The 18,451-nt window shown below is 36.7% G+C and carries 25 protein-coding genes and 1 pseudogene; 12 read left to right on the top strand and 14 right to left on the bottom strand.

The annotated features are described in order from the left end of the window. Nucleotides 1–28 precede the first annotated feature (28 nt). A complete protein-coding gene (locus B3D98_RS03255) occupies nt 29–658 on the top strand; it encodes a type 1 glutamine amidotransferase family protein (RefSeq protein WP_115674015.1) in 630 nt (209 codons plus the stop codon). Nucleotides 659–712: 54 nt separating this feature from the next. Here the strand turns inward: B3D98_RS03255 and B3D98_RS03260 are convergent, their stop codons facing one another. Continuing rightward, entirely contained in the window at nt 713–1,210 is a 498-nt protein-coding gene (locus B3D98_RS03260; protein ID WP_009370976.1) for a hypothetical protein, read from the bottom strand. A 93-nt stretch (nt 1,211–1,303) separates the two neighbouring features. Here B3D98_RS03260 and B3D98_RS03265 point away from each other — a divergent pair, with 93 nt between their 5' ends. After that, nucleotides 1,304–2,044, top strand: coding sequence for a sulfite exporter TauE/SafE family protein (locus B3D98_RS03265; protein ID WP_115674016.1), 741 nt, complete (start codon nt 1,304–1,306; stop codon nt 2,042–2,044). A 12-nt stretch (nt 2,045–2,056) separates the two neighbouring features. Further along, nucleotides 2,057–3,013, top strand: coding sequence for a PD-(D/E)XK nuclease family protein (locus B3D98_RS03270; RefSeq protein ID WP_312143636.1), 957 nt, complete (start codon nt 2,057–2,059; stop codon nt 3,011–3,013). On the opposite strand, the pseudogene B3D98_RS21660 reads toward B3D98_RS03270, so the two are convergent. From B3D98_RS21660 to B3D98_RS03280, 3 genes and pseudogenes are all read right to left on the bottom strand, one after another. Beyond that, nucleotides 2,967–3,254 (bottom strand): annotated as a pseudogene (locus B3D98_RS21660) (tyrosine-type recombinase/integrase); the annotation flags it as partial. The gene B3D98_RS03270 and the pseudogene B3D98_RS21660 sit on opposite strands and share 47 nt — an antisense overlap. Nucleotides 3,255–3,352: 98 nt before the next feature. Further along, nucleotides 3,353–3,562, bottom strand: coding sequence for a hypothetical protein (locus B3D98_RS21640; protein WP_345803571.1), 210 nt, complete (start codon nt 3,560–3,562; stop codon nt 3,353–3,355). A gap of 303 nt (nt 3,563–3,865) precedes the next feature. Then, a complete protein-coding gene (locus B3D98_RS03280; protein ID WP_250783401.1) occupies nt 3,866–4,045 on the bottom strand; it encodes a hypothetical protein in 180 nt (59 codons plus the stop codon). A 1,400-nt stretch (nt 4,046–5,445) separates the two neighbouring features. Between B3D98_RS03280 and B3D98_RS03285 the strand changes: the two genes are divergently transcribed. Together B3D98_RS03285 and B3D98_RS03290 are read left to right on the top strand one after the other, a co-directional pair. Then, on the top strand, nt 5,446–6,078 hold the full coding sequence (locus B3D98_RS03285) for a hypothetical protein (RefSeq protein WP_066037497.1): 633 nt from the start codon (nt 5,446–5,448) through the stop codon (nt 6,076–6,078). 51 nt (nt 6,079–6,129) lie between these two features. Further along, the gene (locus B3D98_RS03290) at nt 6,130–6,672 is read left to right on the top strand and encodes a hypothetical protein (RefSeq protein WP_225340902.1); all 543 of its coding nucleotides are present in this window, start codon (nt 6,130–6,132) and stop codon (nt 6,670–6,672) included. Between the two features lie 187 nt (nt 6,673–6,859). On the opposite strand, the gene B3D98_RS03295 is transcribed toward B3D98_RS03290, so the two are convergent. Further along, nucleotides 6,860–7,093 carry a DUF3923 family protein gene (locus B3D98_RS03295; RefSeq protein WP_259949182.1) on the bottom strand — a complete coding sequence of 78 codons (234 nt, stop codon included), beginning with the start codon at nt 7,091–7,093 and terminating at the stop codon, nt 6,860–6,862. A gap of 224 nt (nt 7,094–7,317) precedes the next feature. On the opposite strand from B3D98_RS03295, the gene B3D98_RS03300 reads away from it, so the two are divergent. From B3D98_RS03300 to B3D98_RS03310, 3 genes are all read left to right on the top strand, one after another. Next, nucleotides 7,318–7,971 (top strand): hypothetical protein, encoded by a 654-nt coding sequence (locus B3D98_RS03300; RefSeq protein ID WP_288580567.1) that lies wholly within the window; start codon nt 7,318–7,320, stop codon nt 7,969–7,971. A 125-nt stretch (nt 7,972–8,096) separates the two neighbouring features. Further along, complete coding sequence (locus B3D98_RS03305) at nt 8,097–8,249, top strand: hypothetical protein (protein ID WP_167444836.1); 153 nt, start codon at nt 8,097–8,099, stop codon at nt 8,247–8,249. A 179-nt stretch (nt 8,250–8,428) separates the two neighbouring features. Continuing rightward, entirely contained in the window at nt 8,429–9,589 is a 1,161-nt protein-coding gene (locus tag B3D98_RS03310; RefSeq protein ID WP_048390548.1) for an MFS transporter, read from the top strand. A gap of 68 nt (nt 9,590–9,657) precedes the next feature. On the opposite strand, the gene B3D98_RS03315 is transcribed toward B3D98_RS03310, so the two are convergent. The 4 genes from B3D98_RS03315 to B3D98_RS03330 form a co-directional block, all read right to left on the bottom strand. Further along, the gene (locus B3D98_RS03315; protein WP_048390551.1) at nt 9,658–10,005 is read right to left on the bottom strand and encodes a VOC family protein; all 348 of its coding nucleotides are present in this window, start codon (nt 10,003–10,005) and stop codon (nt 9,658–9,660) included. A gap of 107 nt (nt 10,006–10,112) precedes the next feature. Then, the gene (locus B3D98_RS03320) at nt 10,113–11,279 is read right to left on the bottom strand and encodes a Ger(x)C family spore germination protein (RefSeq protein WP_288580574.1); all 1,167 of its coding nucleotides are present in this window, start codon (nt 11,277–11,279) and stop codon (nt 10,113–10,115) included. A gap of 130 nt (nt 11,280–11,409) precedes the next feature. Further along, nucleotides 11,410–11,655, bottom strand: a complete 246-nt coding sequence (locus tag B3D98_RS03325) for a YkuS family protein (protein WP_004228871.1) — start codon at nt 11,653–11,655, stop codon at nt 11,410–11,412. An 81-nt stretch (nt 11,656–11,736) separates the two neighbouring features. Continuing rightward, nucleotides 11,737–12,714, bottom strand: coding sequence for a dimethylarginine dimethylaminohydrolase family protein (locus tag B3D98_RS03330; protein WP_288580581.1), 978 nt, complete (start codon nt 12,712–12,714; stop codon nt 11,737–11,739). Between the two features lie 118 nt (nt 12,715–12,832). On the opposite strand from B3D98_RS03330, the gene B3D98_RS03335 reads away from it, so the two are divergent. Next, the gene (locus B3D98_RS03335; RefSeq protein ID WP_054548795.1) at nt 12,833–13,030 is read left to right on the top strand and encodes a transmembrane Fragile-X-F protein; all 198 of its coding nucleotides are present in this window, start codon (nt 12,833–12,835) and stop codon (nt 13,028–13,030) included. 43 nt (nt 13,031–13,073) lie between these two features. Here the strand turns inward: B3D98_RS03335 and B3D98_RS03340 are convergent, their stop codons facing one another. Continuing rightward, nucleotides 13,074–13,649, bottom strand: coding sequence for a TIGR00730 family Rossman fold protein (locus B3D98_RS03340; protein WP_288580587.1), 576 nt, complete (start codon nt 13,647–13,649; stop codon nt 13,074–13,076). 79 nt (nt 13,650–13,728) lie between these two features. On the opposite strand from B3D98_RS03340, the gene B3D98_RS03345 reads away from it, so the two are divergent. Both B3D98_RS03345 and B3D98_RS03350 read left to right on the top strand, forming a co-directional pair. Further along, on the top strand, nt 13,729–14,046 hold the full coding sequence (locus B3D98_RS03345; protein ID WP_054548807.1) for a MazG nucleotide pyrophosphohydrolase domain-containing protein: 318 nt from the start codon (nt 13,729–13,731) through the stop codon (nt 14,044–14,046). A gap of 10 nt (nt 14,047–14,056) precedes the next feature. Beyond that, the gene (locus B3D98_RS03350) at nt 14,057–14,500 is read left to right on the top strand and encodes a GNAT family N-acetyltransferase (protein ID WP_288580590.1); all 444 of its coding nucleotides are present in this window, start codon (nt 14,057–14,059) and stop codon (nt 14,498–14,500) included. Nucleotides 14,501–14,533: 33 nt separating this feature from the next. On the opposite strand, the gene B3D98_RS03355 is transcribed toward B3D98_RS03350, so the two are convergent. Beyond that, nucleotides 14,534–14,986 (bottom strand): NUDIX domain-containing protein, encoded by a 453-nt coding sequence (locus B3D98_RS03355; RefSeq protein ID WP_288580593.1) that lies wholly within the window; start codon nt 14,984–14,986, stop codon nt 14,534–14,536. 95 nt (nt 14,987–15,081) lie between these two features. Here B3D98_RS03355 and B3D98_RS03360 point away from each other — a divergent pair, with 95 nt between their 5' ends. Next, nucleotides 15,082–15,582 (top strand): hypothetical protein, encoded by a 501-nt coding sequence (locus B3D98_RS03360; protein ID WP_231595564.1) that lies wholly within the window; start codon nt 15,082–15,084, stop codon nt 15,580–15,582. Between the two features lie 270 nt (nt 15,583–15,852). On the opposite strand, the gene B3D98_RS03365 is transcribed toward B3D98_RS03360, so the two are convergent. The 3 genes from B3D98_RS03365 to B3D98_RS03375 form a co-directional block, all read right to left on the bottom strand. Then, nucleotides 15,853–16,557, bottom strand: a complete 705-nt coding sequence (locus B3D98_RS03365) for a Fic/DOC family protein (RefSeq protein WP_048390571.1) — start codon at nt 16,555–16,557, stop codon at nt 15,853–15,855. 3 nt (nt 16,558–16,560) lie between these two features. Beyond that, nucleotides 16,561–16,746 carry an antitoxin VbhA family protein gene (locus tag B3D98_RS03370; protein WP_288580595.1) on the bottom strand — a complete coding sequence of 62 codons (186 nt, stop codon included), beginning with the start codon at nt 16,744–16,746 and terminating at the stop codon, nt 16,561–16,563. 304 nt (nt 16,747–17,050) lie between these two features. Continuing rightward, nucleotides 17,051–18,223 (bottom strand): multidrug effflux MFS transporter, encoded by a 1,173-nt coding sequence (locus B3D98_RS03375; RefSeq protein WP_181574682.1) that lies wholly within the window; start codon nt 18,221–18,223, stop codon nt 17,051–17,053. Between the last annotated feature and the right edge of the window lie 228 nt (nt 18,224–18,451).

The raw sequence follows: 18,451 nt of genomic DNA on the forward strand, positions 1-18,451 counted from the left end.
CATAGTTTCAATAAAAGGAGTGTTTATTATGCAGACAAGAAAAGTGTATCTTTATGTATTTGATACGATGGCAGATTGGGAGATAGGGTATTTAATGGCCGAATTAAATACAGGTAGATATTTTAAAAAGGGGTTAGAGCCTTTAGAGGTGATGACAGTAGGGATTGATAGAAGTCCAGTTACGACGATGGGTGGCATCACCATACTTCCAACGATGGCCGTTGCTGAATGTCACTTGAAAAGCATGGATGTCTTGATTCTCCCAGGAGGCAATACATGGCTAGAATCTATTCATGAGCCTGTATTGAATAAAGTCTCAAAAGCGTTGAATGAAGATGTTTTCGTAGCTGCAATTTGTGGTGCAACGTTTGGTCTTGCAAAGGTTGGTTTGCTTGATACAAGGCAACATACGAGCAACGATCTCGAATACTTGAAGATGCTTTGTCCACATTATATTGGGGATGAACATTTTAAACAGAAGCCAGCCGTAACTGAAGGGAATTTAGTAACGGCATCTGGCATTGCACCATTGTATTTTGCCTACCATGTTTTGAGGCTGCTCGATGTTTTTACACCTGAAACATTACATGCTTGGTATAAGCTTTATGAGACGCAGGAGAAAAAATATTTTTATGAATTAATGACATCCATTGAATAATAATTAGTCTAAGAAGAGCATGTTCATTGTTAAAACATGCTCTCTTTTTTTACATTAACTTTTTTTAGCCAACAAAATGCCTCGCACAATCCCTATCATGAAGATGCCAAATAACAGCAGTAAAAATAAGTAAGCATGCCATTGTTGTAAAATACGTTCACGACCTAGAGCTACCGTCAGGTCATTGAATAGGGAGTAGGTAAAATACAATAGAATACTATTTTTGATGAGACAAAACGTAAGGATGCCATTTTGTCGCTGTTTATGGGAGAGAGGTGCTTTATTTTTACGCATCACAGGATAAGCTGCCTTTATCTCTAAATAGTGTAAAAGTAGAAAGAGCATAAGAGCGACAAAGGGTAAATAAAAAATAGCAATTTTCGGACCGAATTGGGCATGGTCACTCGTGAAGCTTTGCAAGACAGGAATCATGGCAGGGAGCTTGCCGTATTGAATGAGTGTCGCTGTAATGCCGGCTAGAAAAATAGTCGCCACAATAACCGTTAGCTGGTGACAAAAGCGTGGTGTGGGTGTTTTTTGTTGTATATGCATCCTTGCTCCTCATTTCCATCATCATTGATAATAACAATCTGTTATACTGTATCATAGAATGATTGCTTTTTGTGTTAGGGAAAGAAGGATATTATGGAATACTTGTTGTTTTTACTTATTGGCATCATTGGGAATGTCATTGGTACGTTAGTTGGGGGTGGTGGCTTAATTACCTTGCCAACGATGATGCTAATGGGTGTACCCGTCCATTCGGCTATTGGCGCAAATAAAGTGTCCAATATGGTGAGTGCTTTTTCAAGCTTTTATACAATTTATCAACGTAAGGAATTAGCATGGAACGAAATGCGTTCGGTGTTACTTGTCTCTTTAATCGGAGGTACATTGGGGGGACTTTTCGCTTCATTAATGAGTAGTCAATCATTAACGTTCATTGCTATTATTTTACTTGGCTTTGCGCTTGTCATGTCCTTTATGGGTGGAGCTGATTTTGGCGACAAGGAACGTTTTACGATGAATCGAAAAAACGGTCCTATCCTTCTTGGAGTTGGCTTTTATGACGGTATGTTTGGTCCGGGCAGTAGTACATTGGCGCTTTATACATATGCACATGAGAAGATTTCCTATATTAAAGCCGTGGGGCTATCACGGGTAGGGGTATTTGCAATGTGCTCAGGAGCAGCGATTACCTATATTGCTACAGGGAAAATCGAATGGCCGTTAACGCTTATTTTAATGATTGGCTCGACGATTGGTGCACAAATTGGGCTTGTGCTAGCCAGAAAAGTGAAAGCACATCAGGTAAAGCTTTTACTGCGTATTGTAACGATTGTGCTGATTATACAGCTTGTTTATGATTTCATCCATCAGCTTTAGGAGGTGATTGTCCTGTTTGAAATTTCACCCTATCCAACCTTTTCGTGGTCGTTATCGCGTCATAAAACATTGACAAGCTGTGCCCGCAAATACGGCTATGAATATTACTTTTCACATAACGGGTGGCTCAGTTACAATGTGGAGCCATATCATCAACAGGTGTATCGCTTAAAAAAGCTGCAATCGATGCCTATTTTATTTGGGCAAATTGTCCATCGATACATTGAGCAGGCCATTAATGATTATTTACAAACAGGAAAAGCTCCAACAGTAGAGGAGCTAATTCAATTGGGGCGCGGGCAGCTGAATGCAGCCTTTATTGACTCCACTCGTCGTCTTGAATTTTGGAGGCAAAAACCAAATAAGTATTATATGATGCAGGAAATCTATTATCATGGCACCCTTTCTCCTGAGCTTGTGCAAGACTATAAAGAACGTTTACGACTTGTTTTTAATCATTTTTTAATGAGTGAAACATTCCAGCAAATCACCTCACAAAAAGGCTCTCTCCGTATCGGAGAACCAGAGCAATTCCGCTCCATGAAAATAGAAGATGTCCAGGTATTCGTTGTTATGGACTTTCATTATTATGATGAACTGAGGGATAAATGGATTATTGTTGACTGGAAGACTGGTGGAGAGTCTGATGATGACCGTCAGCAATTAGCCCTCTACGCTTACTATGTTCAGCAAAAATACCGTGTGTCTCTAGCGCAAATCGAGGTCTATAATGAATATTTATTAACAGGCAAACGCAAGAAATATAGTTTTACAGACATCGATATGGAGAATATTTTGTATACGTTTCAGCGCAGTGTTTTAGAAATGAAAAAGTATCAGGCTGATATTTTTTCCAACGAGCCCGTGGACATCGAGGACTTTGAACAAACACAAGAAAAATGGCATTGTCGTGGCTGTAATTTTAGGGAGTTATGTGCGCAGAAATATGATGAAAAATTGAGCAAGTGACCAAAAAGTCATCGAAATGGTCGCTTGCTTCATTTTTATCCTTTTTGGTTAAATGACTATATGTGTTGATTGTCATTTTTATATCAGAGTGACCGAGTTGCTCCTGTATGATCTTAAAATTTACATACCGACTGACCATAAATGAGGCATATGAATGTCGTAATGCGTGAAAATTCAACTTTGGTAAACTGTACTTTTCAATAATTCTTCTCCAAGCAAGATTTATAGCAGCAGGTTTTGATGGATTACCATCTGATTTTTTGTAAAGTTTAAGTTTAAGGGAGTTCCATCATCATCTTTTATCAGATTCCAAGCATCACTCTTTTCATTTTTTAGTTCCTAATAGCCATCAACAAATAACTTTAGTTCACGCATCAAACTCTTTGGGACGTTAACTAATCGAGGCTTTTTGTTTTTTGGGGGTAAAATTTTTAGTTTTCTAACTTCAATATCAAATTGAAGGGTTTTGTCTACATAGATAGTATTATTTTCAAAATCAAAAGATTCCACACATAATCCTGCTATTTCTGCTAGTCGTAGTCCAACCATTGCTGCCAACTTAATCTGGAGCTTGAGTTTAGGATTTACGTTTTCTAATACTCTGAAAAGATGTTTTAACTGTTCTTCGTTGTAAAATTCTAAGTCCTTCTTTTTAGGTTCCAAACGAGAAGATTTAATGTTTGTCCATAGGATTATCTTTAATTAATTTCCATTCAATCCCTTTAGAGAAGATGCTTTTTAAAACAGTATATTGTCCTTTTGCTTCACTAGGACATCTTTCTCTCCATCTTTTTAGACATTCTACTAGATATAGGGTTTAGATGTTAGAATGTTTATAGTCACCTAAATCCTCTATAATACATTGATCAATAAAATTTGCAAATTTAATATTTTCAACTTTTCATCTTCTTTATTTAATACTTCGATTTCAAAATCTGTAATAGCTTCCTTTATTGCATATTGCACGATCAGACATGGATTTCGTACGTATGGTTTTAGTATATCTAAGTCGTTTACCAGTGTCTTCATCATACCCATGTTCAACAGTAACTTTTATTCGAGGTTCTCCTTTCTTGGTAGGTGGTAAAACTACATATAAATCCTACTTACTCTTGTACCCTTCAAGAGCTTCATCTAAAAAGTCTTCAGTTACGTTAAGAAAATCAGCTAGCTCATAACGATTCACTATTTGTAATTTATGAGCTTGTATTATTTTTGAAAAGGAAACAAGTATCATGTATCCCAATCCACGTGCTCTCAACTCTTGTGGAAACTCTGTTCCGCCACCATTTGCCGAAGCATTTGTATGAGCAAATTTACCTGAGATGTGTGCAACTAGCAGTAGATACGCAATGAATATTTGATAAATTTTGTAGAGAAGGGAGAATGGAAATGAACAACATAGTTATCCACGAATTAAGGAGGAAGTTGCAGCTATTTTAAAACAATCACCAGCAGAGCCCACATTTGAAGATACAGTTATAGAAGGAAAAGAAAGACGTTATACAATAATTAATGAGCTTGATGTTGAAAAGTATTTAAACATTGGAGAGCGACAAGAACTAGCGATTGTGTTAGTTAGGATCTCCCAAACATTAAGAATGGGATAAACCGTTGGGAAAGAGTTGCAGATTTTCCTTAGAGTTAATGAACAATATGCTATTTCTTTTCATATTTTTTACTATCCCATGCCCAATTTAAAAAAGCATAAACAATTACTGCCCATAAAGAAAAGAAGAGATTATTAAGAAAATCCCAATTACCTTTTTTGAAATAATCCGAAACAGATAAAAGTAAAAAAAGTATAACGAAGTAAACAATATTCAAGTATTTTCTGATAAATGTCATTAGAATCACCTTAATATGTATTTTGTGTAAATTATAACATAAAAAGTCTTAGTGATTTGTGACTTAATGCTTCTAGCCAATGATGACTACTACCAAAACCTAAAACGCATCATCAAGACTGTGGAAGACCTATACAACGAGTTAGGTGAGGATATGCATACCATTGTAGATATGCGTTACTGGATACAGATGACTGTTATGAATGCGAGGACATAGCCGATAAGCTTATATTTCACGTCATAAGGTATTGTGTAAACGTAACATTTTAATAGATAAAACAGCAGAAAGTATTGGTTGGGTTTAAAATTTATTTCATTTCATTTGTATTTTTTAACACTACTAAAGTCATGTTTTATTATAAATTAAATATTATTATAGTAGAATCTTGATTTGAAAAAATAGATGATTCAATATAAGAACCTTCATCATTAAAGAATGGAGGTTCTTTGGCAATGAATTGGTGATTTAACACTTTATAAATTGTAACTATTTGTCATTTAATAAAAGGTAATTAAATACTATTTAAGTTTATTTTGTAAAATTATACAATTGCGGTGTACCCAGAAAAATAAAGGAGTGGAAAAATGAAGAAATTTAGCGGATTATTGATAGTTTTATTTATGACTATATTAGTAATTCCTGTAACAGCAAAAGCTAACGATGATATTTTATCGGAGTTAGTAAAAAAAGAGGCACAAGATTACTGTGGTGTTTACACTCTAAGTCCAATGGACGGTTTTGAACCTATAGAAGTGCCTGAAGGCGAAATTCCAACTGATGAAATAAACTTTGCTGAAGAGAACGAGGCAATGAAAGCAGCGTCACCGATGAAAGATCAGGTGGCAACATCATCCTCTGGTTCAAAGATTGTAATGCCAGCAGCTAAAACTAGAAATTACGGTTATTGTCATATTTATGAGTATCATATGAAGTTTTCTAAGGGGAAAATAAAATATGAAACTCAAGTAAACAATGAATGGAAATCACAATTCAAATATGCTTATTATCCAGCAAAATCTATGGATATCGCAATGGAAGTAATAAATGGAACAGACGAACTGTTAAAAGATCCTACAGTTAAAGATCGTTATACAAAAGAATTTATTTCGTTTAAAGAAGGACAAAGAGTTAGGGTTGCAATTCAAAAAGGGAGTTCATGGTCAGGGTCATATTCAAAGTATGATTGGATTATTGTATCAATGTTCCCTGTATTCTAAATGTGTGTTATAATCTATATTATGGAAATTTTTAAAGAAAGTGACTATGGTATGGAAAATAATAAAATTATACAAAATGTGAAACAAACTATTTCTGGGATTGAAATTGGGTATTTTACCACTGCCAAAAACTATATTTATGATGAGTATTTTAAATATTTTAATGATGATGATAAAGAAACTAAAAAATATGCATTATTAATTTTTACATGCATGTTAGGCAACTGGTTTAATAAGTCTACTTTTGTCTTTAAACCTGAAAAGGAACGTTTAAAATACAACAATGAAAAAGGAACAAAATTTTTTAATTTTGAGGATTATATAACTTCATTGTTAGATAACTATCAAAATATTAAACAAGAATTTCCTTATATGTTTGAGATTATTGTTGTGTATTTAATTTTGATAGAAAAGGATAAACATATGATTTATGAAGAATGGTTTCCAGAAATTAATCCGGAAATATTTCAAGAACTTAGGGAGAAAATTTTAATTCCCAACAAAAATCTGGTCGATGATTGTCATCCAATAAAATATTTATTTAGAGAAGTTGGAATTAAACCTTTTTTCAAAGGTGATTTTTTTGATGAATAAATACTAAAACCACATTTCAAATGTACAGCACCCCCTAAGTTAGGCCAAAAATCTAACTTTTAGCCTGTAGACCTCGAGGACTTTGAACAAACACAAGAAAAATGGCATTGTCGGGGCTGTAATTTTAGGGAGTTATGTGCATCAAGGTGAAAAAGAAGCGAGTGCTAATATAGCCTCTCGCTTCTTTTTAAGTGATTTTCGTAAAGTGAGTTTTTGTGCTTTTTTTAATAAAGTAAAGAAAAATTAATTGCACAAGTAAAACGATTAGAAACATGATGCCCAAAATAATGAATGAAACCATTTTCACTTCAGGTGTTTGCACAATCCCTGCACCATCAACATTTCTTGCCCCAATAAATACGGCGATGCCAGAAAAGATCAATAACCATACAATATTTACAGCCCACCAAATTATTTTCATACCCAATATGAACCCTCCTTCTTCTTGTAATTCCCCAGGGAGCTTAATTATAGCAATTTACCTTAAATTTGGAAATGCCCTATAGACGGTCCTACATCTCAGCCTACAGACGGATTGACTATTTTTAAAATAGAAGTTTTTCACAGACTTCATTCCTTGTTTAGGGGATATATGGTAAATTTGGTATGTGCATATTATGTATTACCTTAGAAAGGAGGCAGCATATGATGAACAATAAAAAGACGTTTATAGGATCAATCGTTATGTTGGGTATTTGTATGTGTCTGTTTTTTCCGTATCCCTACAATGAAGCGATGATCGCACATACTACATTCATGTCGATTCCCATCGAAACACAGGATGGATACGTGTTACTTGGCATCTTTGGCTCGATTTTATTTATAATTGCTATGATTTTACTACTTAGGAGTATCAACAAATATCATTTTCGAACATTTGTTATTGTAGTATTACTTTATTCATTTTTACCTCATTTGCTTATCATGGCGTATCAAGAAACCTTTGCTAGTGGCATTATGGCCATTTCATACAAAGGGGATGGAGAATGTCGTTTTGATATGGTGAGAAAAGACTTAATGAATGGGGAATGTACCATTGTCCTACATAATCGAAGCAATGAAGCTGTGTCCTTTGATTTACAATTTATCGATACGAATTTTTTTAAAGGCGATAAGCGGATGAATTCACTTATGAATATAGCAGGGCCATATCATGTGACCATCGAGGCCAATCGTGAAAAAGCTATTCATCTAAAGGAATTACTCCATTTAACAAATGTTCCTAATCATATAGAGGGAGGTGGCTCCTCCAAGGTGCATGTTCAATTAATAGACGGTGACAAGGAAAGAACTTTATAAATAGTCCATGCGTGGAAAATATTTTGCGTCTTATACATAGTTCAACATTGTATTTGCTTTTGTGGTAAACTTGTATTAAATTATAGTAAGCTATGAATTGATCTTGAGAGAGGAGGCAAAAAGTCATGGAAACTATTTTCAGAAGAACGGCGATTGAGGTAAAGACATTTTTACAATTAGATGATTTAGGCTCAAAGGGACCAGTCTGTGGTTTTTTAAGAAAACAGCATAGTGAAAGTAGTAACCGGAAGCTTTTTGCTTTTGTCAGTCATGTGTGAAAAATGACTTTTTAACCATACAAAGTAATTGGTAGACGCCGGTTTTATGGCGTCTTTTTTGTTGTGATAAAACGGAGAGAGGGTGAGTGAATTGCTAAAAAAACTAAGACAATTAAGGAATGTTGCAGTGTTCCAAGCGCTTCTAATTTAGAAAAATAATTAGAAGCGAGGAATTTACTATGAAAAAACAACCAATTTTTACTTCATCATTTCTTTTTCTATTCATAAGTAATTTTTTTATTTTTATAGGATTTGAAATGTTATTGCCTATTTTACCAGCCTATTTATTAAGCATAAACGCCAATCCGATGCAAGTAGGCTTGGTGACGACGGTATTTACACTAGGTGCCATTACGATAAGACCTTTTGTAGGGTACTATTTAATGGATCATAAGCGGAAAAAACTAGCGATTGTGGCAAGTATAGCCTTACTCATAATTACAATGCTGTATCCATTGCTTAACACGATTTGGATTTTCCTATTACTCCGACTTTTCCATGGAACAGCGTGGGGTGTATCCACGACAGCCAATAGTACAATGGCTGTAGATAGTATCCCTAAAGCTCGATTAGGAGAGGGAATGGGCTATTTCTCGGTATCCACAACCGTGGGAGCGATTGTTGCCCCAAGTCTCGGTATCCTTATTTACAGTACCTTTTCTTTTCACACGCTGATTTGGTCGTCAGCCTTCCTAAGCCTATTTGCGATCATAATGCTTTCCTTTGTGCATGCAACGACACCTATTCAAAATGACAAGCAGCCATTTCGGTTTATGGAAGCGATATTTGAAAAAGAAGTAAGGTTTCAAGCAGTATTGACTGTTGTGACGACGCTTGGTTTTGGCGCTATTATTACATTCTTAGTTCTTTTTGGTGAACAAAAGGGATTAAAGCATATTTTTCTATTCTTTCTTATCAACGCAATTGTTTCCACTTTAATACGTCCTTTTACAGGGAAATGGTTTGATAAGCATGGACCATGGTCGATCATTATTGTGTCAGCGATTTTCGGTTTTCTATCTTTAATCGTGTTATCCTATACTACAAATAATTTCACATTGATTATCGCCGCGATTTTATTTGGTGGAGGCTATGGCACCGTTATGCCGTGCCTACAAACCTGGGCTGTTCAAAAAGTAAGTGAAGCCAAAAGTGGTGCAGCCAATGCCACTTTTCTTTCCAGTTTTGATGTTGGAGTAGGTATGAGCGCATTTATCTTAGGAATTTTAGCTGAATGGATAAGTATAGAAATGATTTTCCGACTTGTTAGCCTTAGCTTTCTTCTTGTCGCTCTGTTAGTCTATCGGGATTACATTCTTAATAAGAAAACAAACCATTAATATAGGAAGAAGGACCAGTCTCAAGTGTCTGGTCCTTTTTTCTTTGACTTATATAACGCAAGGGTAAACTATTTTTCCCAAAGCTCAATCAGTCGTCCTTCTGGATCTTTAATCCAAATAAACTTTCCAAATTCGTTACACTCTAGAGGTTTTGCGAGTGGGACATCAAGATGTTCAAGATGCTTTATCATCTCGTTTACATCATGAACTTGGAAATTTAACATCACTTGCTGTTCTGCTGGAAAATAATTGTCCTGTTCAGTGAAAAAAGAAAAGATCGTTTCATTGCCTTCTTGGGGTTTAATGATTGTCCCATTCCAATCGTTTATTTCTAGCATCAAGGTTTCGCTATACCACTTTTTTACAGAATCTAGATTCTTTGTTCGCCAAAATATACCTCCAAAGCCTTTTATCATCGTCTCGATCTCCTGTCTGTTTAACGTTTCCTCATCTTTTCCATTACTATAGCATGACAAGATGGCCATAAGAAAGAGACCATGCTATTTTGGATGGTCTCTACCTATTATTCGGTAATCGTTTCTGCAAATGTTTTACGGCCAGGGCTTACTTTATTAATATGAATATCGATTTTACTGATGGAATCTTTGCTTAGAGGAATTTTGCCATCCTTCTCTAATCTCTTCCAAGCCTTTACATTACTACGATAGAGATATTCGGATAGACGAAAGACATCCGCATCCATTTTTAGTCCTTCCTCAAAGGTAGTTAGGATTTCTTCCTTGACGGCTTTTTCTACTTTTTTTCTTACCTGATTGGGTGTTAGCCTCCCTTTAAAACCATTTAAAATCGTATCGAATTTTAAATTTATTTCAAATGTTACGTCATTACCTTTGACAATTGGCTTGACTTTTACATCAAGCTTTTTAATATCGACAGTTAAGTAATCACTTTTTTCATTATTTTCTAATTCGACGGTAATTTCGCCTTGCTTTGTTTCATCATTCATCCACTCGATTCCACGTGCGGATTTGCCTTTTATATAGCCTTTAAAACTATCCTTTGAAAGTATACCGACACCTGCAAAAACGGTTGCAGTTTTTGAGCCATCCATTGTCTCCCAGTTTTCGTTAACGGTTACGTAAGGAATTTTCATTTCGTGGTTGGGCTCATTTAAACCAATAACGAGCTGTCTTAAATTGACAGGCTCTACAAATGACTCCTGCTTCGCTGTATTTTTAGGATTACTTAATTTGGCGGCAGTTGGTGATTTCTCTAACAATGGAGAAACTAATAAAACATCCTCGATAGGATCTTGGGTACAGTAAACCCAAATATGATATCTTGTCTCTCGAAAGCGTAGAAAAGTATCAATAACCGCAATCGCATGTTCAGCTTTCATGGCACTCTCTGAGAAGAGAAGAAAGGTCATATGTCCCCAAAATACTTCTTGGTCCATTGAACGATACAATTTGTAAATGGCTTCTTCTATTGTCTTACCCTTCGCTTGACCAATTTCGGTAGGCGCTGCATTAGGGTTAGCTGATTCTGTTTTCGCTACGTTAGCAAAGTTGATAATTTGTAAGTATGCTGTATATTCATTATCCTTGTAGTCAACCCCCACACCTTGTACGTAATACATGCGTTGCGGCTCTGTTACATCCCAACAGCCTGATAGCAGTAGTGTAGTCGTCAGCATTAAAATAACAATCGCAATTTGTTTTTGGCTCATATATCTCCCTACTTTTTGAAGTTCGTGTATATTAGTTTGTACAAGAACGCAAGGTATTATAAGTAGAGCCCATTTGTATGTAGGAAAGTGCTGCTCTCGTCAAAATGACGTAGAGACAGCACTAATGATTTTAGTGGAAATATTTTTGGACGCGTTCAACGACCTCGTTTGCCGATAGTCCATTCGCATCAATCACAGGACCTTCCATAACTGGATCACTAATTCCCATGACATCGCGATCCTGACCTGTAATAATACAAGCATCACATTTTTTCGCATCCTCTTCATTGCGAAGCTGGATGACTTCAAAGCCTTGTGCTTTTAAAGCATCTTCGATATTCGTTAATGATTGTTCCACACCAATAATTCTAGACATTTCTTGTCCACCTCCTACAAATAATGTGCCATTTCAGGTTGCTCATTATTCATACTATTTTTTAGAGGGGAGAGATAATTTCTAGAGATCCGTGCGTAATAGGGGTTGTGTACTACATCTAAAAGAACCGCCAAAGCTTCGAGAAATCGTAAAATCAACATATTCTACGGTGATACCTCTCTTCGCTAGTTGCTCGCCAATCCATGTAAATTCTTTGTCTGTAATGTAGACTTCTTCATTAATAGGTAAGCCGTTAGTAGCAAGTTTTGCGGCATTCTCTAGGGAAACGTGAATTTTATCCCAATCTTTTAGTTGTTTGGGAATACCATCAATGAGTGCTTCCTCGCAGACAATCATTAGACCCTCTCTAACGAGGCTAAGCGCACAGTCGAGATGAAGAATGGTTGGATGAAGCGGCACTTCGACCACCGTATAATCAAAGTTACTTGCTAAATTACGCAGCCACTGCACACCATTTTTATTGGAGGCTAGTCCTGAATTCCCGACGAAAACTGTTTTATCTAACACTAACACATCGCCGCCCTCTAAAAACGGGCCAGCTTCAGAATCTAAACCATCTGCCATATCAGGCTTTGGAATGGAGACATAGAAACATTGATTTTCATTTGCTTCCTGTGCTAAAAGATTACGTACTGGCAAAATTTCGTTGCGTCTATGTGGGAATCGAAGGGAGCCCTCGATTAAGAAATGGCCGATAGTGAAAAAGGGATCGCGAACGAAGAAATTGCTATAGCCATCTTCTTTTCCTACTTCTTTTTCATAGTCTGTTAAACGTCTTGGTACTTGTACTTCTACCCCGTATTTTTCTAATACTTTTTTTAAATTTGCTCGTTCCAATTCCCATTGCTGCTGTCTTTCTGGAAAGACATCTTTAAAATTTTTACCGAGTGTATCTACGCTTGCATAAAGTGCTAGTGTTTCTTCTGTTAAAAATTCATCATCTGTTGGAGCCTCCTTAGCTGGAAAAGCAAATTCCGATTGCGCCATGACAACTCGTTTTAAAGGAGCAAACTCACTTTTTACAAAAATATTCGTCATCTTACTGCCTCCTGTTGTATGATTTAGAAAAAGTAGTGAAAATTTTTCCTGTAATGTTCCTTATCGTAAGATATATAGTTACTATATAGTCAAGGATGGGCTGTAAGGTGGTGAAATGATGGGCATTGCAGAAGTGTTGACCATTGTCTTTGTCGTATTAAAGCTAACAAATGTCATTACATGGTCGTGGTGGCTGGTATTATTACCAGCGATTCTTTCATTTAGTCTGTATGCCATTATTGGGCTGGTGAAGCTTGGGATGGTATTGATTGCTGTGGTAGCAGTGAAAAGGCGGGAAAAGAAAGCAGAATTATGAAAAAGGTGAGGATAGTCCAATTAGGTCCACCCTCACCATTTTATTATTTGCTTAATTCATAAGTTTTCACAGCTGGAGGAACAAAGCTTTCACATTTATCTAATAGTGCTGCTGCGTCCTCATCAACAATAAGTGCATCACGATATTGTGCTTTTAAAAATTGTTCATTTTGCATATGGTCAAAGAAAGATATTAATAAATCAAAATAGTTTTCCATATTGAAAATAGCACAAGGTTTTTGAAGCAGCCCGATTTGATTCCACGTAAATACTTCAAAAAATTCCTCTAATGTTCCAGGTCCACCAGGAAGGGCAATAAAGCCATCTGCTAATTCCATCATTTTACTTTTACGTTCATGCATTGTCTTTACAACAATCAGCTCTGTCAGCTGTTGATACGCAATTTCACGTTCTTCTAATAATGTCGGAATCACCCCAATGACCTTGCCGCCTTCTTCTAGCACTGTATTCGCTACTGTTGCCATGATGCCTACAGAAGCACCACCATAAATAAGAGTAATTTGTCTTTTGGCTAATTCTTTTCCTAGTAAAATCGCTCCTTGACGATAAGCATCGGAAGCGCCTAGACTGGATCCGCAAAATACGGCAATACTTTTCATAGCTGATTTCCTCCATATCTGATCGAATTCTTTTATAGTATAATTTATTTTGAAGAGGAAGGAAATGGAGGAAACTGAATTGGAACTAAATGAATTTCAACGCTGGGTAAAGGATTACTATGAAGCACGTGGCTGGTCAGAGCTTAATATTTTTACACGTATTGGCTTCTTGGCAGAAGAAACAGGTGAGGTAGCCAGGGCGATTCGAGCAATCGAGATTGGTAGAGATCGACCAGATGAAAAAACACCATCCTTTGAAGAAAATAAGCAGGAGCTAATTGAAGAGCTAGGGGATGTCTTAGGAAATCTTATAGTGATTGCCAATCAGTACGATATTCCATTAGAAGAAATATTTGCAGCTCATCAAGACAAGCTGATAAAGCGTTACCAGGAATAGGAGGATCGAGATGGAATATCAAGTAGAGGTTTTACGGGGACACCATGAGGATTTTACAAATTTTTTAAGCGAAAAAATTCGTGCCTATAATAATGAGCAATCTCCTTATCATCGCGAAAGTAGAAAGAAGGGTGCGGTTCTTCCTTTACAGTTAATCGTCACAGATCAACAGCAGCAATGGATAGGTGGTATAACAGCTGAAGTCTACTGGGGATGGATAGAAATACATAAATTTTGGTTTAGTGAAGAATATCGTGGAAAGGGAATTGGCACAAAGCTCTTAGCACAGGCAGAGTTAGTAGCCAAGGACATGGGGGCAACAAAAGCCCTACTGACAACCTACGAGTTTCAAGCGCGTACCTTTTATGAGGCACATGGCTATCAAGTAGTGGGAGAAATTAAAGATTATCCACCAGGCAGTAGCTACTATACGATGGTGAAAGTGCTTCCTTAAGAATAGGCTGTCTAAGGAGATAGACAGCCTGTTTTAATTGACATCGCCCAAATAGATTGTTGTTTGTTGTCCTCGTATAAATTTCTTTAATGGTTGGGTAAGCGCTTTGGGGTAAAGTCTATATGTATGAAGCTTTTCAATCGGTATCCATTGTGTCCCAATTTGAAGACTATCAGGATTCGTTGGTTGACAAGTTTGCGCATTTAGCTGACAGAGAAAATAATATTCTACCTGATGTACATCAGCGTCAAAGGCGGCATGCTCATGATTTTGTCCGATGTATTCACGGATAAATAACAGCTCTCCAATGTGAACGGAGGAGCCAATTTCCTCCAGGCATTCCCTTTGCAACGTCTTGTGAAAGGTCTCTCCATGCTCCTGTCCACCACCTGGACAAAGGTAAAAGTAGCCCTCTATATCTTGATTTTTTGTTAGCAATAGTTTCCCATCCACGATGATGATGGCTTTGACAGAATTTCTAATCATGGACTTCTCCTTTTAATTGTTATTTTTCGTGATCATGACTAAAACGCTTCATGAATGTCTACCTTAGTAAAAAGGGGAGATGAAGCGTGTATTCAATGTCCAATTTTAAATTACTTGTCGAAAAACAGACCGAAATTGATACCATTTATCAGAAATGTAATGATTTAATTCAATCAACTGTTACACCAAAGCTAGATGCAGAGGTCGAGCAGTTTTTAAAGCTGGTTGAACAGCATTTGACACAACAAGGCTTTACAATTACGAATACATCAACAGGGTTAATCGCCAATTATCAAGAGGCTGTCATTAATGTAGATAAACATTCAAAGCATTTGGAAGAATGCTTTTTTATCAATTTAAATAGTTATGCTGAGGATCAAGTCTCTATTGTACTCGATATCTCACCAACGATGCTACCGAAAATTTCAAACCAGCTCGATGGCTACACAGATATTATTGAGCAAATGACGGATAAGCTAAAGCAAGCAAAAAGTCTAGAGAAAGCCTGTACGAATCCCAAATTTCTTTATAAAACGCAAAGCAACAAAGTTTTTCATACCCCACAGGAAGTGTTGGATTATTATTTTCAAGGATAGGAGAAGCAGCTAGAAAAAACTAGTAGGTGTATAAAAAGTGGAAAATTGATGTTGAGGACTGACCTCAACAGTATAGACAAATAAAAAAATACACCTTCGATTGAATATGGGGTTAAAAACTAAATTTCAATTAGGAGGTGATTTTTCTAAGAGTAAAAGGTTTTAAATGAATTAATTGATCCCATTTGCGAAATATATATATAAAGGATGATGATTCAATTACAAATCACCATCCTTTTTAGCGTATTAAATCTGTAAATAAATCATTCCTTAATCCGTTTCAAAGGGCTTTTCTTTATACTTGGAAACATCATAACGCCCAATTACTTGATAATTAGACGTTTCATCGTCAGCCTTGAATTTATTGAAATCAGCTACATCCAGAGCATCTGTCATCATCTTCAATAAATATTGTGGTTCCGGAGCTTCTTCTACTGCTGCAAGAACTAGTGCATTTCGTAAATATCCTGCATACTGTGAGAGCAATTGAGCATTGAAGTCTAGCCTATTTGCTTCAGCAAAAAGCTTCATGAAAATCGATACCGTTCGTGTATTTCCTTCTCGGAAAGGATGAACACGCCAAAGTTTTGTCATAAATGAAGAAAAGTCCTCAACAAGGAGAGGATTAGAATACTTCCATTGCTTAGATTTAGACCAACTGAAAATAGTTTTTAAATCAGATACAATGTGATCTTTATCACTATAAGCAACAGATAATCCACTTAAAACATGTTCGCTTTTATAAATATTGACTGTGCGGAATTCTCCTGCCCATAAATATAGCTCATGAAAAAGGAAGTGATGAATCTTTTGGAGACTTTTATATTTTTGGAAGTCAATCTCATGCGTGATAGAAGAAATATCTATAATCCCAGCGATTAACAGTTGTGCTTCAACGTCAATCAATTGTTGTTCATCTCGAATATTTAATTTGTTGATTAAGACATTTGTATTAGGATAAATATATGGATCCATAAACTACTGTGAAGCCCTTGTATATTTTTCAACAATCGCTTGTTTCAATTGGCTGGATGATACTTGACCATTTTCATATTGGTTTAAGAGGTTCTGTGTAAATGCGCTCGGTTTTCCACCGTCAATGGCAGCCATACCAACTGCGAATTGCACTTGCTTTTTACGTTCTAAGGATGAATTTCCTTTCATAAATAACACCCCTCACTTTAATGGTATATCTATTATATCAGTTTTATGCATCAGGAGATAGTTAGATCACTGCACGATGCCTACTGACATAGTTCAATCTTTGTCATTAAGTATTTACACTTTGAGTGAGAAAATTCAATAGGTGCCAGTGGGAAAAATTTAGAGCTAGGCTATCCTATAATCAAAGTGGGTGAAATTTTACGAAGAGTAAAATTTCACCCACTTTTTCTATTCGGAGAAGAGGTTTTGTTCTAGTCTTTCATCTATCTAAAAGCGATAGCGATTGGAAGCCCGCTTTCTTCCATTATCGAATAAACTTTCTCCCGCAAAGCCACATTATCAAGGATAGACCTAAGAAATAAAGTGGCATTGTCAGTAAAGAACCGTTATGCAGTAAGCTCATACCAGATGTGATGGCACTGACGAGTAAGTAATAGCCGAGACTAAAGATAGCGCCTGCTGTGCCAATCACATCCTGAAAATCTACTAACGCTAAACTTAAGCAATTAGGAAGTGCGATGCCCGAGCCTAGCAGTGTGATAAAAATAGTAATCAGCATACCAATGGCCATCATGCTCGCGTGCAATGGCAGGGTACAAACGATGGTCAAAAGCAAAGTGCCACCAAGCATTACCAAACAGCCAACATGGATGATTTTTTGTGGCGAATGGCTGATGACGAGTCGCTTTGAAATCATAGCCCCAATTATGGAAGCAAGGGCAACGATAATGCCAAGAAATCCGTACAGGCCAGGTGACAGCTGGAAATGCTCGATGAATATAAAGGGTGCTTCGGCATAGTAGCTAAATAGAACACCATTAATGCCTCCTATTAGTAGCCCATAGACAAGCACGATGGGTGAAGCAAAAATGCGTTTGACGACAGGCCAAATCGCTGTTCTTTGTCTTGTTGCAGGATTGGTTGTTTCTGGAAGTCTGCAATAAGCATAGATAAACAACAGGATACTCATGATGACAAGGACAAAAAACACGGCTCGAAAGCCCAGTGCTTGATCCACCCAACCACCAATTAACGGCCCTATAGCTGGGGTAAAGGCAATGACGGCTGAAATTTGAGCAAACATAGCATGGCGTTGACTTCCCGTCACACTTTCACGCAAAATGGTTTGCGTAATAATGGAGCCAGTTGCAGCGCCGAATGCTTGTAGCAATCGACTTGCTAATAGAAAAGGGATTGTCTCTGCGTAAAAGCAGAGTAGGCTACCTATTCCATAAAAAATTAAACCACCTAGCATGGCAGGTCTACGGCCAATAAAATCAGAAATCCATCCCCAGCAGAAAACGCCGAACGCAAAGCCAATAAAATAGATACTTAATGTTAATTGGACAGAGCTATTGGCTACATCAAGTGCAGCGGCAATATCCGGAAGTGATGGTGTGTATATTGTTTCACTAATTTGTGGAAAAGCCACAAGAACAATCATTAATAATAAAGATGGTACTGCCTGTTTTTTCAACATATTGCCCTCCTACAAGCAAAATTCTACTTTGTTAGTTTCAAGTAGATTGCGTAGCTAGGGAAACGGCGGGACCATTATAAGAATACGTTCATAGGATGTCATGTTGAAATCACCTTTATATGCTTGAAGTAGGAGTGCATAGTCTAGCAACTATTATAGGCTATTTTACAATAATTATATAGTAATAATTGCTAAAGCTAAGAGATATTGCTTGTATATGGAAGG

The organism is Lysinibacillus sp. UBA5994 (assembly GCF_002429725.1).
Taxonomy (GTDB): domain Bacteria; phylum Bacillota; class Bacilli; order Bacillales_A; family Planococcaceae; genus Lysinibacillus; species Lysinibacillus capsici.